This is a genomic window from Acidovorax sp. SUPP2539 (assembly GCF_030158975.1).
GTDB lineage: Bacteria > Pseudomonadota > Gammaproteobacteria > Burkholderiales > Burkholderiaceae_C > Paracidovorax.
Genome location: NZ_BQXJ01000007.1, coordinates 168,971 through 184,256, shown reverse-complemented (window position 1 = coordinate 184,256; position 15,286 = coordinate 168,971). Strand labels below are relative to the sequence as shown.

At 70.8% G+C, this 15,286-nt stretch carries 16 protein-coding genes; 3 read left to right on the top strand and 13 right to left on the bottom strand.

Annotation, left to right across the window (positions count from 1 at the left end; all coding sequences use genetic code 11):
• The first annotated feature begins 42 nt into the window (after positions 1-42).
• Entirely contained in the window at positions 43-486 is a 444-nt protein-coding gene (gene trxC / locus AVTE2539_RS22080) for a thioredoxin TrxC (RefSeq protein ID WP_284404809.1), read from the top strand.
• Positions 487-507: 21 nt separating this feature from the next.
• On the opposite strand, the gene AVTE2539_RS22075 is transcribed toward trxC, so the two are convergent.
• The 4 genes from AVTE2539_RS22075 to AVTE2539_RS22060 form a co-directional block, all read right to left on the bottom strand.
• Complete coding sequence (locus AVTE2539_RS22075; RefSeq protein WP_284413911.1) at positions 508-1,818, bottom strand: multifunctional CCA addition/repair protein; 1,311 nt, start codon at positions 1,816-1,818, stop codon at positions 508-510.
• 191 nt (positions 1,819-2,009) lie between these two features.
• A complete protein-coding gene (locus AVTE2539_RS22070; protein ID WP_284397961.1) occupies positions 2,010-2,369 on the bottom strand; it encodes a hypothetical protein in 360 nt (119 codons plus the stop codon).
• Positions 2,370-2,488: 119 nt separating this feature from the next.
• Positions 2,489-3,181, bottom strand: a complete 693-nt coding sequence (locus tag AVTE2539_RS22065) for a glutathione S-transferase family protein (RefSeq protein WP_284413909.1) — start codon at positions 3,179-3,181, stop codon at positions 2,489-2,491.
• Between the two features lie 120 nt (positions 3,182-3,301).
• Positions 3,302-3,874, bottom strand: a complete 573-nt coding sequence (locus AVTE2539_RS22060; protein ID WP_272565224.1) for a 5-formyltetrahydrofolate cyclo-ligase — start codon at positions 3,872-3,874, stop codon at positions 3,302-3,304.
• 15 nt (positions 3,875-3,889) lie between these two features.
• On the opposite strand from AVTE2539_RS22060, the gene AVTE2539_RS22055 reads away from it, so the two are divergent.
• Together AVTE2539_RS22055 and AVTE2539_RS22050 are read left to right on the top strand one after the other, a co-directional pair.
• Entirely contained in the window at positions 3,890-5,872 is a 1,983-nt protein-coding gene (locus AVTE2539_RS22055) for a lytic transglycosylase domain-containing protein (protein ID WP_284413907.1), read from the top strand.
• An 82-nt stretch (positions 5,873-5,954) separates the two neighbouring features.
• Positions 5,955-6,512 carry a DUF4124 domain-containing protein gene (locus AVTE2539_RS22050; protein ID WP_284413905.1) on the top strand — a complete coding sequence of 186 codons (558 nt, stop codon included), beginning with the start codon at positions 5,955-5,957 and terminating at the stop codon, positions 6,510-6,512.
• A gap of 34 nt (positions 6,513-6,546) precedes the next feature.
• Here AVTE2539_RS22050 and AVTE2539_RS22045 read toward each other — a convergent pair whose 3' ends face one another.
• From AVTE2539_RS22045 to AVTE2539_RS22005, 9 genes are all read right to left on the bottom strand, one after another.
• Positions 6,547-7,104: a cytochrome b/b6 domain-containing protein gene (locus tag AVTE2539_RS22045; protein WP_284413903.1), complete on the bottom strand. Its 558-nt coding sequence runs from the start codon at positions 7,102-7,104 to the stop codon at positions 6,547-6,549.
• Entirely contained in the window at positions 7,091-7,369 is a 279-nt protein-coding gene (locus AVTE2539_RS22040) for a PepSY domain-containing protein (RefSeq protein WP_272565219.1), read from the bottom strand. Before AVTE2539_RS22040 ends, AVTE2539_RS22045 begins: the two co-directional genes overlap by 14 nt.
• Positions 7,370-7,429: 60 nt before the next feature.
• The gene (locus AVTE2539_RS22035; RefSeq protein WP_284413902.1) at positions 7,430-8,113 is read right to left on the bottom strand and encodes a Fe2+-dependent dioxygenase; all 684 of its coding nucleotides are present in this window, start codon (positions 8,111-8,113) and stop codon (positions 7,430-7,432) included.
• The gene (locus tag AVTE2539_RS22030) at positions 8,107-9,267 is read right to left on the bottom strand and encodes an alpha-hydroxy acid oxidase (RefSeq protein ID WP_284413901.1); all 1,161 of its coding nucleotides are present in this window, start codon (positions 9,265-9,267) and stop codon (positions 8,107-8,109) included. Before AVTE2539_RS22030 ends, AVTE2539_RS22035 begins: the two co-directional genes overlap by 7 nt.
• A 71-nt stretch (positions 9,268-9,338) precedes the next feature.
• Positions 9,339-11,660, bottom strand: a complete 2,322-nt coding sequence (locus AVTE2539_RS22025) for a TonB-dependent receptor (RefSeq protein WP_284413899.1) — start codon at positions 11,658-11,660, stop codon at positions 9,339-9,341.
• A 212-nt stretch (positions 11,661-11,872) separates the two neighbouring features.
• The gene (locus tag AVTE2539_RS22020) at positions 11,873-12,814 is read right to left on the bottom strand and encodes an MBL fold metallo-hydrolase (protein ID WP_284413897.1); all 942 of its coding nucleotides are present in this window, start codon (positions 12,812-12,814) and stop codon (positions 11,873-11,875) included.
• Positions 12,815-12,849: 35 nt separating this feature from the next.
• Positions 12,850-13,239, bottom strand: coding sequence for a D-ribose pyranase (rbsD, locus tag AVTE2539_RS22015; protein WP_284404829.1), 390 nt, complete (start codon positions 13,237-13,239; stop codon positions 12,850-12,852).
• Entirely contained in the window at positions 13,236-14,186 is a 951-nt protein-coding gene (gene rbsK, locus AVTE2539_RS22010) for a ribokinase (RefSeq protein ID WP_284413894.1), read from the bottom strand. The genes rbsD and rbsK overlap by 4 nt, the downstream gene beginning before the upstream one ends.
• Before the next feature lie 70 nt (positions 14,187-14,256).
• Positions 14,257-15,267 (bottom strand): LacI family DNA-binding transcriptional regulator, encoded by a 1,011-nt coding sequence (locus tag AVTE2539_RS22005; protein WP_284397996.1) that lies wholly within the window; start codon positions 15,265-15,267, stop codon positions 14,257-14,259.
• Positions 15,268-15,286 lie beyond the last annotated feature (19 nt).

The following is a 15,286-nucleotide window of genomic DNA, read 5'->3' as shown; positions in this document are numbered from 1 at the left end:
CGTGTCTGCCTGGGCCACCACCCTTCCTCATTGCGGCCTTCCATGAACGACACCTCGCACCTGCACATCGTCTGCCCCCATTGCCACACCACCAATCGCGTGCGGGCAGACCAACTGGCGAGCGCGCCCGACTGCGGGCAGTGCCATCAGCCGCTCTTCACCGGCGCCCCTCTGGCGCTGGATGCCGATGGTTTCGAGCGCCACGTGCAGCGCAGCCACATTCCGGTGCTGGTGGATTTCTGGGCGCCCTGGTGCGGCCCCTGCCGTGCGATGGCCCCGGCGTTCGCGCAGGCCGCGCGCGAGCTGGAGCCGCAGGTGCGCCTGGCCAAGCTGGACACCGAGGCCCACCCGACGCTGGCGACGCGCCATCAGATCCGCAGCATCCCGACGATGATCCTGTTCCAGAACGGCCGCGAGTCCGCCCGCATTTCCGGCGCGCTGGGCGCGGCGGACATCGTGCGCTGGGTGCGCACCGCAACCCGCTGACTGTTCAGCGGGCGATCGCTTTCAACGGTCCGCTTGCGGGCGCCCCGGGGCAGAGGAAGGGCATCCGCCCTGTGCGGCCAGCCAGTCGGCCACCGCGCTCACCCGCGCCTTGCGGATCCATTCGCCCACCTGCGGGCCCGCGGCGCCGGCCGCTGCGGCGCGGGCGGCGATCTCCGCCGTCACCACCGATTGCGCTGCCGCGAGGATGGCTGCCAGCCGGGGGCGCTGGGGGTAGGGCGTCTCTTCGAAGCCGAGCCGGCCCCGCGCGTCGCATTCGCAGGCCAGCAGCACCTCGGCAAAGCGCGCCGGCTTGCGCAGGGCGTCGCAACGCTCCAGGAGCCGCACCAGGGCAGCGGCGTTGAGGTCCGCGCTGCGGTGGATGTGGCCGTGCTCGCGTGCCACCACGTCGGCGGTTTCGCGGCAGTCCACCGGCACGCGCAGGCGCTCGCACACGTCGCGCAGCAGTTCGGCGCTGCGGGTTTCGTGGCCGATGTGGCGCGGCAGCACGTCGGCCGCGGTGGTGCCCTTGCCCAGGTCGTGCACCAGGCAGGCGAAGCGCACGGCCAGGGGCGCCTGCAGCCGCGCGGCCATGTCCAGCACCATCATCACGTGCACGCCGGTGTCGACCTCGGGGTGGTACTCCGCGCGCTGGGGCACGCCCCACAGGCGGTCGAGCTCTGGCAGCAGCACGGCCAGCGCCCCGCAAGCGCGCAGCACCTCGAACATGCGCGAGGGCGCGGGCTCCATCAGGCCGCGGGCCAGTTCCTGCCAGACGCGCTCGGCCACCAGGTGGTCCACCTCGCCGGCCTCGACCATCTCCCGCATGAGCGCCAGGGTCTCGGGGGCCACGGTGAATTCGGTGAAGCGCGCGGCGAAGCGGGCCACGCGCAGGATGCGAACGGGGTCTTCGCGGAAGGCGTCGGTCACGTGGCGTAGCACGCGTGCCTGCAGGTCGCGAACGCCGCCGTAGGGGTCGCACAGGCCGTGCGTTGCCGAGGGGGCGGAGGCGGAGGCACCGGCCGCATCGGCCGGCTGCGCGATGGCGTTGATCGTGAGGTCGCGGCGCGAGAGGTCTTCCTCCAGCGTGACTTCGGGCGAGGCCTGTACCGCAAAGCCGCGGTAGCCGCGCCCGCTCTTGCGCTCGGTGCGCGCCAAGGCGTATTCCTCGTGCGTCTGGGGATGCAGGAACACCGGGAAGTCGCGCCCCACGGGCAGGTAGCCCTGCGCCGCCATTTCGTCGGGCGTGGCGCCGACGACGACCCAGTCCCTGTCGTTGACCGGGCGGCCCAGCAGCCTGTCGCGCACCGCACCGCCCACCATGTAGATTTGCATGGGCGGCAGTGTACGGCGCGGCGTTGCGGGCCCGGCAGGCATCCGCCCAGCGGCCAGACCGATCGGTTCAAGGCCAAACCGGTGCCATGCCGGCGGATTTCATGCCTGTTTTGCTATTAAAAATATAGCAAAGGACAGTGGACGCTGGCTGGCGCTCGGGGGGCTGCAGGGCGTCGCCGACCTCGCGCCGCTCAGCGCTTGTCGGCCGTCAGCCGCGCGAGCGCGCCGCGGATCACCTCGATGCGCTGGGCCTCGTAGGAATGGCTGTAGCGCAGGGTCTTGATGCCGTGCGGTCCCGAGATGGCGCGCGCCTCGAAATCGCCCTGCAGCCGGTCGAGGCAGGCCAGCAGTTCGGGGTGGTGGCGCGCGGCCACGGCCCGGTCGAACGAGAGGCTGCCGTCTGCCCTCGGACCGAAATCGCTGTCCGGCAGGGTGCCGTGGCCCGGCGTGAACGGCGGGGGCGGAATGGCGAACCGCGTGGGCGGCCGGCCGGGCCGGTCCACGCCCATCAGGGACGGATCGGGCGGAGTGCTGAAGTAGGTGGAACGCATGGAACTCTGGTCCTGGAGTGGCTGCGTTCACAGCGTGCCGCCGCTCCCGCCATGCTCCTGCCGCAGGCCGGAAGCGATGTTCCATTTTGCGAAGCGCCCCTTCGCGGGCGCTTCGCCGATCAGCGCGCCGTGCGGCCGAGCCGGTAGGGCTCTTCGAAGTCGAGGAAGTCCGCTTCGGCCTCGGCCCCGCGCACCCAGTCCTGCACGCCGGGCAGCGCCAGCACGCGCTCCACATAGGCCGCGATGTGCGCGGGCAGCGGCAGGGCGTAGGTGGTCAGGCGCGAACACACGGGGGCGAAGAAGGCATCGGCGATGGTGAACCCGCCGAACAGCAGCGGGCCGCCGTGCGCCTGCAGCAGCGCCGTCCACATCTCGATCAGCCGCGCCACGTCGGCGCGCACGGCGGGGCGGTCGCGCCACAGCAGGGCGCCGGTGTCGGGCAGGCGGGCCTCGATGTTCATGGGGCAGGCGCCGCGCAGCGCGGAGAAGCCGCTGTGCATCTCGGCGCAGACGCTGCGGGCCCGCGCGCGGGCGGCCGGGTCGGCAGGCCACAGCGCCTTGTCCGGGTGCTTTTCCGCCACGTATTCGGCGATGGCGAGGGTGTCCCACACCGCCAGGTCGCCGTCGACCAGTACGGGCACCTTGCCAGTGGGGGTGACCGCCTGGATCTTCTGCTTGAACTGCGAGCCTTCGTCGAAGCTGTCGAAACGCAGCGGCACTTCCTCGAACGCGATGCCGGCCTGGCGCAGCAGCACCCAGGGGCGCATGGACCAGGAGGAGTAGTTCTTGTTGCCGATGTAGAGCTGGAACATGGGATTCACCTCGGAAAACGGGAGGTGCATCCTACGACGCCGCCGCACGGCCCTTCGATGCCTTTTCGCCCGGCGACTGATGCGCGCCGCGCATCAGCGGTGCCTGGCGACCCTGGCCGGTCAGATCGGCCAGACCACGCCGTTGTCGTTCAGGATGGCATTCAGCGGCAGGTCGTGGGCCTCGGGCTCGAAGTCGTCGATGTAGCCGTGCGTGAAGCCCAGGCCCACCGTGGTGGGCACCGGCTGCAGCGTGGCCAGCGTGCGGTCGTAGAACCCGCCGCCGTAGCCCAGCCGGTAGCCGCCGGGGCCGTAGCCCACGCACGGCACGAACAGCAGGGAGGGCACGATCACCTCCGTGTCCTTGGGCTTGGGGATGCCGTAGGCGTCCTCCTCCATCGGGCAACCGGGGTACCAGGCATGGAAGGTGAGGGTTTTATGCACCTTGTCCACCACCGGCAGCCCGATGCGTCGCCGCTGGGGCTCGTCGAGCAGTTCGCCGTCTTCCTTCCAGCGGTGCAGCGCCGGGAGCGGGTCGAACTCGCCCTTAATGGGCCAGTAGGCCCCGATGACGGTGTCGGGCCGGTCCACCAGCCAGATTCGCATGACGCGCTGAAGCAGGTCCGCCCGCTGTAGGCGGTCGGGGAGGTTCAGGCGTTCTTCTACCAGTGCGCGGCGCAGGGCTGCTTTGTCCATCACATAATTCCCCCAATGCAATTGCTCAAGATTCTGACACCGCTCGTCGCGGGCGCCTTGCTCGCCGGTGGCGCGACCCTTGCGGTCGCGCAAAACCGGGGTGACGATACCCTGCTCGAGATGCAGCAGGCCTTCCGCAAGGGCGACCGGCAACGGCTCACCCAGCTGCTGCCGAGTGCCCGTGGCCACGTGCTCGAGCCCTGGGCCGCCTACTGGGAGTTGCGGGCCCGCCTCGGCGAGGCCCTGCCGCAGGAGGTGGGCGCCTTCCTGCTGCGCTACGCCGGCACCTACCAGGAGGACCGCCTGCGCAACGACTGGCTGCTGCTGGTGGGCCAGCGCCGCGACTGGGTGCAGTTTTCCGAGCTGCACCCGCAGTTCCGCATGGGAGACGACCGCGAGGTGCGCTGCTACGCGCTGCTGATCGAGCAGATCAAGGGCACGGCGCCGGCCGGCGCCATCGACGAGGTGCTGCGCAACTGGTACGGCCAGCGCGAGGCCGACGACGGCTGCACGCACGCGGTGGCCGAGTTCTATGCCGACAAGAAGGTCACGGCCATGGACATCTGGCGCAAGGCGCGCCTGTCGGCCGAGGCCAACCGCGCCCGCGCCACGCGCAACGCAGTCGAGATCGTGGCGCCCGAGGCGCTGCCGCAGCTGCGCGAGGTGTTCGATTCGCCCGTGAAGTTCCTGGCCGGCCGCGCCACGGCCGCCGGGCGCGTGCGCCAGGAACTGGTCGTGCTCGGGCTCATCAAGATGGCCATGGCCGACCCTGGCGCCGCGGCGCGGCTGCTGGATGCCAAGTGGGGCGTGCAGCTGTCGTCCGAGGAGCGCAACTGGGTCTGGGGCGTGATCGGCAAGCAGACGGCGATCGCGCTGTCGCCGGACGCCATGGGCTACTTCGGCAACGTGTCCAAGGACGCCGACCTCTCCGACGACACCCTGGGCTGGAAGGTGCGCGCCGCCCTGCGGGCCGGGCAGTGGAAGCAGGTGGCGCGCGCCATCGACGCCATGTCGCCCACCGCCCGCCAGGACAGCACGTGGACCTACTGGCGTGCCCGCGCCTGGCTGTCCAACCGCCCGGGCGACGAAGACAAGGCCCGCGCCCGCGAGCTGCTCGAACGCATCGCGGGCACCAACGGCTTCTATGAAATGCTGGCCCTGGAAGAGCTGGGACAGCGCGTGGTGCTGCCGGCCGCGCCCCTGCCGCCGACGCCCGAGGAAAAGGCCGCCGTGCGCGCCAACCCGTCGCTCAACCGCGGGCTGTACGCCATCTTGCTGGGGCTTCGCGGCGAAGGCGTGCGCGAATGGAACTACGCCACCAACCTGCACAGCCCGGGCGGCATGGCCGACCGCGAGCTGCTGGCCGCCGCCGAATTCGCATGCCAGCGCGAGGTGTGGGACCGCTGCATCAACACCAGCGAGCGCACCAAGGCGGCGTTCGACGCATCGCAGCGCTTTCCCATGCCGTTTCGCAGCACGGTGGTGGCGCGGTCGCAGGCCATCGGGCTCGATCCGGCCTACGTGTACGGGCTCATCCGCCAGGAAAGCCGCTTCGTCATGGACGCGCGCTCGGGGGTGGGGGCCTCCGGCCTCATGCAGGTGATGCCGGCCACGGCCCGCTGGACGGCCCGCAAGATCGGGATGGCGAATTTCACGCCCGACCAGATCAACGACCGCGAGACCAACATCACCATCGGCACCGCCTACCTCAAGCTCGCGCTGGACGATTTCGACGGCTCCATGCCCCTGGCCGCGGCGGCCTACAACGCCGGCCCGGGCCGCCCGCGCAACTGGCGCAACGGCCCGCTGCTGGAGGCGGCCATCTGGGCGGAGAACGTGCCTTTCAGCGAAACGCGCGACTACGTGAAGAAGGTGCTGGCCAACACGACGCTGTACGCCGCGATCCTGAGCGGTCAGCCGCAGTCGCTCAAGGGGCGGCTGGGCAGCGTGGGGCCGCGCGATGCCGCGGTGCCGGAGCCGAACAAGGACCTGCCCTGATTCCTGCGCGGTGCCGGGTGCGAGGGCGCCCGGCACCGCGGTTTCACCCGGCCACGGAGGGCGGCCGTTTCATAAAAAAGCCATGTCCAAGAAGAAGAGAATCGGGGCCGCTGCGGCCATCGCCGTGGCAGCCGGGTTGCTGTGCGGGGCCGTTTCGGCGCAGCCGGTCTACAAGTGGGTGGATGCGCAGGGCCGCACGCAGTATGGCCAGCAGCCGCCGGACCTGTCCACGGCCGAGCAGCCGCAGTTGCACAACACGGTGCCGTTCGGCAGCAGCGGCGGGACCGGTTCCGGCACCGCGCCGCGCAAGCTGCCCCGGGACGTGCAGGACCAAGTGAACGGCCTGGCGCAGGGCTTGACCAAGACGCAGCCGGGCAAGGTGCCGCTGTCCTGCGGCAGGGCGGTGAGCAACGCGACCTCGGGCCTGGACACCATGCTGGAGACCGGCGACAAGAACGCGCGCGACGGCTACCTGTCGCGCGAGCAATACGAAGCCACCGCGGGCAAGATCCGCGCCACGCGCAGCCACATCACGGTCGGCGACTGCGAATCGGCCACGGGCGTCAAGCGCGACTTCTACCAGTGCATTTCCAACGACCGCAACCACGTGATGGGGTGCGCGCAGCAGCACCGCTTCTGAAGCCCCGCCGGCCGATCCACCGGCCTGCCGGCGCTCAGGGCACGTCGTCGCCTGTGGGCGGGGCCTTGCGCCCGGTGACCATGGCTCGCAGGAGGTTCTCGCGGTGCTTGTACCCGGTGAACAGCACGCCGCCCACGTGCAGGGCGACCAGGCCCAGCAGGGCCCAGCCCAGGCCCTCGTGCAGGTTGGCGAGCCAGCCGTAGCCCCAGAACAAGTCGGTGGTGTAGAGCCAGCCGGTGAACCCCAGCAGCCCGATGCATCCCAGCAGCGCCACCACCATCCAGCCGCCCAGCGGGTTGTGGCCCAGGTGGCGCGGCGCGCGCCCCGCGCCCACGGCCCGTGCGTAGGCCCAGGTGGCGGCCGGCCCGCGCACGAACTGCGCGAAGCGCGCGTGGTGCCGGCCCGCGAAGCCCCAGGCCACGCGTGCGCAGGCGATGGCCAGGGCGGCGTAGCCCAGGTTCTCGTGCAGGGGCCCCAGCCGGTAGCGGGTGATCCAGGCCGCGGCGACCGAGGCCACCAGCGACCAGTGCAGGAGCCGCACCGCCGCGTCCCACACGGGGACGGGCGGGTGGGGCGGATTACTTTTCTTCAACGCGTTCCAGCGTCTTGGGGTCGAAGAACGCCTCCACGCGCTTGCCCTGCGGGTCCTTGCCGTACACCTCGTAGCAGGTGGGGGTCTTTTCCATGCGGCGCACGGTCCAGCCTTCCTTGACCAGCTTTTCCTGCAGCTCGGTGTGGGGGCGCCATTCCGAAGCGGGATGGGCGGGGCATTGCACGTCGCCGTGCGCCCAGGCGCCGCCGGCGGCCACGGTCAGGGCCAGGGCGATGGCGGCGCGGCGAAAGGGGGTGGAATTCATGGGGGGCTCCTGCAAAGAAAGGGAATGGGAGGACGGAACGGTTTCGGCCGGCGCAGCGTGTCAGGTCTGCGCCCAGCGGCGCAGTAGATTGTGGTACACGCCCGTGAGCTGCAGCAGCCGCGGGTCGGCGGCGTCCAGCGAGGGGGTCAGGCGCTGGATGGTCTGGTCCAGGTCGAAGAGCAGCGTGCGATCGCCCTCGTCCTGCACCAGGCTTTCGATCCAGAAGAACGAGGCGATGCGCGCACCGCGCGTGACCGGCGTCACGCGGTGCAGGCTGCTGGAAGGGTAGAGCACCAGGTCGCCGGCTTCGAGCTTGACGCCCTGCACACCGAACGGGCCTTCGATCTCCAGCTCCCCGCCGTCGTATTCGTGCGGATCGGAGAGGAATAGCGTGGCCGACACGTCGGTGCGCATCGACTGCTGCGTGCCGGGCCACTGCATGACGGCGCTGTCCACGTGCGCGCCATAGGTGCCGCCGTCGGCGTAGCGGTTGAACTTCGGCGGGTGGATCCTGCGCGGCAGGGCGGCCGCGATGAAGGTCGGGTGGCGGCCCAGCACCCGCAGCAGGTGCTGGCCCAGTTCCACCGCCACCTCGCTGGCGTCGTCGAGCTGTTCGTTGCGCTTGACCGACCGCGCCAGCGTGCCCGCGGTGGCGCTGCCGCTGCGCCAGTCGGCGCCATCCAGGCGCTGTCGGAAGTGACGGACTTCGTCCGGGTCCAGAACGTGTTCGAGGGTGATCAGCATGGCGTTTCTTCGGACAAGGAGGGAAAGGCCGGCGGCTGGGCCACGAGCGCGCCCGGGCCGATGTCGGCCAGCGTGGCGCAGCCGGCCAGCGCCATGCAGGCCTGCAGTTCTTCGATCAGCAGGCGCAGCAGGTGGGCCACGCCCAGCGCGCCGGCCACGGCCAGCGCATAGACCTGCAGCCGGCCGATCAGCACGGCATCGGCGCCGAGCGCCAGCGCCTTGAACACGTCGGTGCCGCTCCGGATGCCGCCATCGAACAGCACGGGCCAGCCGGTGCCCACCGCCGCCCGCACGGCGGGCAGCATCTGCAGGCTGGCGGGGGCACCGTCCAGGCCGCGCCCACCGTGGTTGGAGACGACGATGCCCGCCACGCCCCGGGCCTGCAAGGCGGTGGCGTCGTCGGGGTGCAGCACGCCCTTGACCCAGACGGGCAGGTGCGTCTGCGCCATCAGCCAATCCAGGTCGGCCCAGGTGGGCGCGAAGTGCATGGCATGGAAGACCCGGCCCTGGCCCGGCTGCGGGGCGGGCGGCTCCATCGGGGGCTGGTCGCGCAGGTTCTCGGCCACGCAGGTCAGCGGCATACGAAAGCCCGCCGCCAGTGCCTGGCGGCCGGCGGTCTGCAGGGCCGCGTCCAGCGTGACGACGATCGCGCGGTAGCCGGCCGCCTCGGCGCGGCGAACCAGCTGCAGCGTGTCCTCCCGCCGCGGCTGGAAGTACAGCTGGAACCAGCGCGCCGGGCCGCTGGCCTGCGCGATCGATTCGAGCGTGCGGGACGACAGGGTGCTGGCGACCAGGCAGGTGCCGGTGGCCTCGGCGGCGCGCGCGGTGGCGATCTCGCCGTGCGGGTGCGCCAGGGCCTGGAACGCCACCGGCGCCAGGGCCAGCGGGTGCTCCCAGGCCTCGCCGCCCACCACCGCCCGCACATGGCCGTGGCGCACGTCGCGCAGCAGCCGCGGCAGCACGGCCCAGCCGTCGAAGGCGCGCCGGTTGGCCTGTGCCGACGTGCCCAGGCCGCTGCCGCCCGCGATGTAGGCATGGTGCGCGGCGTCCATGTGCTTCGGTGCGAGCAGTGCGTAGTCGAGCGCGCCGTGCACGCCGGGCGGAATGCGGTCCGGCGGCGGAGGCGGTGCGGTGGAGGGAAGGGCTGGAGTCATCGTTGAAAGCGGCAATGCCGGGCAGAGCCCGGCATTGGATCAGACCCGGGGCGCCGTTGCCAGCGCGTGGATCAGAACTCGTAGTCGAGCGTGACGCGCACCGCCCGCCCGTCGCCCTTGTACAGGAACGAACCCGAGCGGTACACCGCCGTGTAGTAGTCCTTGTCGCCGGCATTGAGCACGTTGATGCGGATGTCGGCGTGCTTGTTCAGGCGGTACGAAGCGAACAGGTCGTACACGGTGAACGAGGGCACGGGCTGCGCGCAGGTGCCGTTGGTGTAGCTCGCGCCGGTGTCGGGCTGGCCGCCGCAGCGGTCGCTTTCGTGCCGTGCCGTGGCGCCCACGGACAGCGCGGGGGTCAGCTGGTACTTGCCCTGCACCGAGAACGAGCGGTCGGCGAAGTTCGACAGCGGCAGGCCCACGTTGGCCGCCGTGGCCGACTTGAGCACCTTGGACTTCATGAACGCCACGCCGGCCTGCACCGTGAACTGGGAGGTCACGTTGCCCACCAGGCCGAATTCGACGCCGCGCACGCGGTTCTTGCCGGTGTTGAAGGTGCCCAGCGAGTCGTAGTTGGCGCCCTCCATCACGTCGGACTTGGTGGTCTGGAACGCCGCGGCCGTGAACAGCAGCTTGTTGTCCAGCAGGTTCCACTTGGTGCCGATTTCCAGGTTGCGCGAGGTCTCGGGCTTGGCGCCGGCGGCGCTGCCGTTGTAGACCACCAGGCCGCCGTAGCCGCTGCTGGTGCCGGTGTCGGATTCGCCGCCGTTGATGTCCTGGGCCGAGCCGTAGCTGGCGTACACAATGCCCATGGGGTTGATCTTGTACGACACGCCCAGGTGGCCGTTGAGCAGGGTATCGGTATAGGCGTAGTTGCCCGTCTGCGCGGCCGTGGCGGCGTTGCGCGTGACAAGGCTGAAGTCGGTGTAGTCGGCGCGCACGCCGCCGAACACCGTCCACTTGTCGGTCAGGTCCACCGTGTCCATGGCGCTGAGCGCGAAGCTCTTGACCTGCCAGTCGTTGGCCCAGGGCGTCTGGGCGATCTGCCGGCCCATGATGGAGTTCAGGCCCGGCGTGACGGCGCCCGTGGGGCCCGAGAGGCAATAGGCCGTGTTGGCGCCCGTGCCCGCCTGCGTGCGGCAGTTGAATGCGCCGGTGTTGGTGACGGCGTAGTTGCCGCGTGTCACCTGGTGGTCCGTGTATTCGAGGCCGAAGATGAGTTCGTTCTTCTTGCCGGCGATCTCGGTGTCCCAGCGCAGGTTGGTCTGGTGGGCGAAGTACTTCACTTCCTGCCAGCCGTTGTGCGTGCTCAGCGAGGCGCTGGTGAACGGCGTGCCGTTGCTGTAGCGCGTGCCGCCCGAGGCGCCGGTGACCACGTAGCCGTTGTCGGACGTGCCGTAGCGCGTCAGGCTGGTGAGGGTCTTGTCCGGCGCGATGCGCCACTTGACGCGTGCCGTCAGGGCGTCCACGTCGGAGTTCAGGAAGTCCTGGTTCTGCGCGTACAAGGGCACGCCGGTGGCGGGCACGCGGTTGGGCACCGTGCCGAGCAGGTAGCTGCCCAGGTCGGGGTACTTGTCCCTGGCGCGCAGGCCGTAGTAGTCCAGCGTGACCGACAGGTTGGCATTGGCTTCCCACAGGCCCGACAGCGCCAGGCCCTCGCGGCGGCGCTTGGACGGGTCGCGGTCCGGCACGCCTTCGGTGCTGTAGAGCGCGTTGGCGCGCAGCGCGAACTGGTCCGAGAAGCCCTTGTTGGCATCAAGCGTGGCGCGGCGGTAGCCGTCGCTGCCCGCGCCCACGGAGACGCGCGAGAAGTCGTAGTCCAGCGTGGCCTGCTTGGTGATGGCGTTGATCGCGCCACCGGCCGAGCCGCGGCCGGCAAAGGTCGAGTTTGGGCCCTTGGTGATTTCGAGTTGCTCGATGGCGAAGCTCTCGCGGGTCGTCATGCCGGGGTCGCGCAGGCCGTCCACGAAAACGTCGCTGCGGGCTTCCTGGCCGCGGATGATGTAGCGGTCGCCGAAGGCGTTGCCGTTCTCGCCCGTGCCCAGGGTGATGCCGGGCTGGGCCGCGAGGATCTGCTTGAGGTCGGTGAAGCCGGAGTCGTCGATCGCGGCCTTGGTCACCACCGAGATGGTCTGGGGCGTTTCCGCCAGGGGCCGCGTGTGGCGCACGTCGGCCGAGGTCTTGGCCTTGTAGGGCGCGCCCACTTCGGCGTTGGGGTTGGGATCGATGGCCTGGTCCTGCACCGTCACGGTCGGCAGGACGGTGGCGTCCTGCGGCGGTGCGGTCTGGGCCATGGCGGCCCAAGGCAGCAGCACGGCGGTGGAGAGGCTGGCGGCAACGCCCTCGGCCAGACGGAGGCTGCGGGGTTTCTTGACGGGGTTGGAGTGTTTCATTTTGTTGTCAGAACCAAAAACAGCCGCGATTATTGATACGAATCACTCTCGTTAAGGTGTTGTCTGACAGAGGCGCGGCGTGGAATCTGACAATTTGTAAGATTTCCGCCACAAATTGCGCACGGGAGGTGCACCGGGCGAGGGGTGGGAGGTGCAAGCGGCCCCGGCACGGGCGTGTCGCGCCAGCAAGGCCGGGGGGCGCGCCTTCTGCCCTACCGGTTGTGGATCTGCGTGCCCTGGAGGGCGGCCGCGCCCGAGCGCACGAGGTCCTGCACCGTGCCTTCCATCCAGGCCTGCAGCGGCTGGTCGGCGAAGTAGCGCGCGTGCAGCAGCGCGAAGTACGGCGTCGCGGCGGCCCAGGCCCAGAGCCGCTCCGCCTCGGCCTGCTGCCACTCCAGCAGCTTGTACTTGACGAGCACCTTGGCGGCGTAGCGCGCGTGCTTTTCGGGCGCCTGCACGAAGCCGTCCAGCCGCCGGCGGGCGGTGTCCAGCGCCGGGGCGAGGCCAGTGAAGACGCGGCCGTGCCCGGGAACGAGGGTGCGCGGCGCCAGCGACTCGATCAGGTCGAGCGTGGCCGCCACGTCGGCGAAGGCGCTGTCGCCCTCCAGTTCGGGAAAGACCACGCCGAAGCCGTTCTCCCACAGCGCATCGGCCGAGATCAGCACGGCGTCCACCGGCTCGAACAGCACGATCGAATGCGGGTCGTGCCCGGGGGCCGCATGCACCTGCCAGGCCCGGTCGCCGAGCATCACTTCAGTGCCCGGCTGCAGCACGCCGTCCATGCGAAACGGCGGACAGTCCTGGCCCGTGGGCGTGTAGCTCAGGGCGTTGGCGTCCCACTGGCGCACGTGGGCCGCCTGGCCCGGGGGAATGAAGGTGCCGAGGGCGGGCCAGGCCGCCTGCAGCGCGGCGTTGCCGCCGCAGTGGTCGCTGTGCAGGTGGGTGTTGAGCACGCGGTCCAGCGCGCGGCCGTGCAGTGCGCCCTGCAGCAGCGCGACGGTCTGCGCGGCATGGGTGCAGTAGCCGGTGTCCACCACCGCCGTGTGCCCGGCGCCGATGAACACGATGTTGTTGGCCGACAGCCAGCCGCGCTCCAGCACGGTCATGCCAGGGGGCAGGGGCGCGGGCCCGGAGGGCGTCGAAAGGGGGGGCATGGCGGTGGCTTTCATGGCGCGCCGCCCCGGGCCGTCTAGAACGTCACGCCGGCGATGAGTATGACATTCGCATAGGGCGTGCATTCGCCGGTGCGCACCATCACCCGCGCCTGCTGGCACAGCCGTTTGAATTCCTCGTGCGGCACGGTCTCGGGCGCCACGGGCAGCAGGCACCAGTCCGGCAACTGGCCTTCGGCGCGTTCCACGGCTTCGGTGGCGACGATGGCGCGTTCCACCTGCAGTTCGGAGAGGACGGCGCACAGCACCTCGTCCACGGCGGGGATGCCGGCCGTGACGGCCAGGTCGATACGGCGCGGCCCGGGGGGAATGGGCAGGCCGGCGTCCCCGATGACCAGCATGTCGCCGTGGCCCATGCAGGCGATGGCATGCGAGAGTTCGGCGTGCAGCAAAGCGCGGCGTTTCATAGCAATCTCCAGTCGGGTGGGCGGGGGCTGGTGGCGACGGCGTCGCGCGTGGGAATGGAGGGTTGGGCGCCGGGCCGGGTCACGCACAGCGCCGCGGCACGGATGCCGCCCTGCACGGCCGGATCGAGCGCCTCGCCCCGTCCCAGCGAGACGGCGAGCGCCCCCAGGAAGGTGTCTCCGGCGGCGGTGGTGTCCACGGCCTGCACGGCCATGCCCGGGTGGTGGCGGCAGCCATAGGCATCGGCCGCCACGGCGCCGGCGGCGCCGAGCGTGACGACGACGCGCGCCGGGCCGCGCGCGCGCAGCCGCCGGGCGGCGTGCGCCGCCTCGTCCGGGGTCTGGACAGCACCACCCACCAGGGCGGCGGCCTCGACCTCGTTCACGACCAGTGTGTCCACCAGCGGCCACAGCGCATCGGGCAGGGGCTGCATGGGCGAGGGGTTCAGCACCACGCGGCAACTGGCGGCGTGCGCCTGGGCGGCGGCGGCCAGCACCTGGGGCAGCGGCACTTCGAACTGGGCGACCAGGCAGGCCGCACCCTGCAGCGCGGGCGCCAGCGTGGCGGGGTCCAGCACGAACCGCAGGTTGGCCCCGGCGGCCACGACGATGCGGTTTTGCGCCGCGTCGTCCACCACGATGGCGGCCACGCCGGTCGGGGCGCTGTCGTCGGTCTGCACGCCCGAGTGGTCGATGCCGTCGGCGTCAAGCGCCGCCCGCAGCGCCTGGCCGTTGCCGTCGGCGCCCACGCGCCCGAACAGGTGCACGTCCGCGCCCAGGCGGGCGCACGCCACGGCCTGGTTGCCGCCCTTGCCGCCGGGAATGTGGTTCAGCGAATGCGCCATGACGGTTTCGCCGGCGCCGGGCGCCTGGGGCACGCGCAGCACCAGGTCCATGTTGAGGCTGCCGACGACGGCGATGCGGGGGCGGGAAGGAGGGGCGGCGTTCATGCGCGGGAGAAAAGGGACGAAGAGAAGCAGAAAGAAGGGGCGGACGGAAGGGAAAGAAGCCGGGCTGGGGTCAGGAAAAAAGGTACCGGGCCGTGGAGGCCCGCACGCGCAGTTCGGGTTGCAGCAGCATTTGGCGCGGCTCCTGCCGCTTGCCGTCGATGCGTTCGAGCAGCATGTCCACCGCCAGCCTGCCGATGCGCAGCTTGGGCTGGGCGACGGTGGTGAGCGGTGGGCTGGTGAAGGCGGCCAGTTCGATGTCGTCGAAGCCGACGACCGACAGGGCATCGGGAATGCGCAGCTGCCGCTCGTTCGCGGCGCACAACGCGCCCATGGCCATGAGGTCGTTGCACACGAAGACGGCGCTCGGTGCGGAAGGAGCACGGAACAGCGCCTGCATGGCCTCGTAGCCGCTCTGGCTGGTGAAGTTGCCGTGCGACAGCATGCCTTCGGAGGACGCACCGGCCTCGGCCAGCGCCTCGCGCCATCCCGCGATGCGCTGCTCGCTGGGCGCCAGCCCCTGCGGCCCGCCGATGCAGGCGATGCGGCGGTGTCCCAGGTCCAGCAGGTGGCGGGTGGCCAGCCGCCCGCCCTGGGCATGCGCGGTTTCCACCAGGTCGCAGGGCGGCTGGGGCACCTCGATCTCGCGGTCCACAAGCACGGTGGGGATCGAAAGGTTTTCCAGCTGCCGCGCCAGCGTGGCGTCGTGCCCGGTCGAGACCACGATCAGCCCGTCGATGCGCCGCTCGGCCAGCACCTGCAGGTAGGAGGCCTGGCGCTGTGCCTCGTCGTTGGTGTTGCACAGGATGAGGTTGTAGCCCGCGCCGAAGCAGCGGTCCTCCACGCTGTGCACCACCTCGGCGAAGTACGGGTTGGAGCTGTTGGGGATCAGCATGCCCAGGGTGCGCGTGTGGTTGCGCTTGAGGCTGCGCGCGATGGCGCTGGGCACGTAGCCCAGCTCGCGGATCGCGGCCTCCACGCGCGCGCGGCCCTCGGCGCTCACGTGGCGCGTGCCGTTGACCACGTGCGACACGGTGGTTACCGACACTTCGGCACGGCGGGCGACGTCCTTGATGGTGGCCATGGGGTCAGGGGTGCAGGTG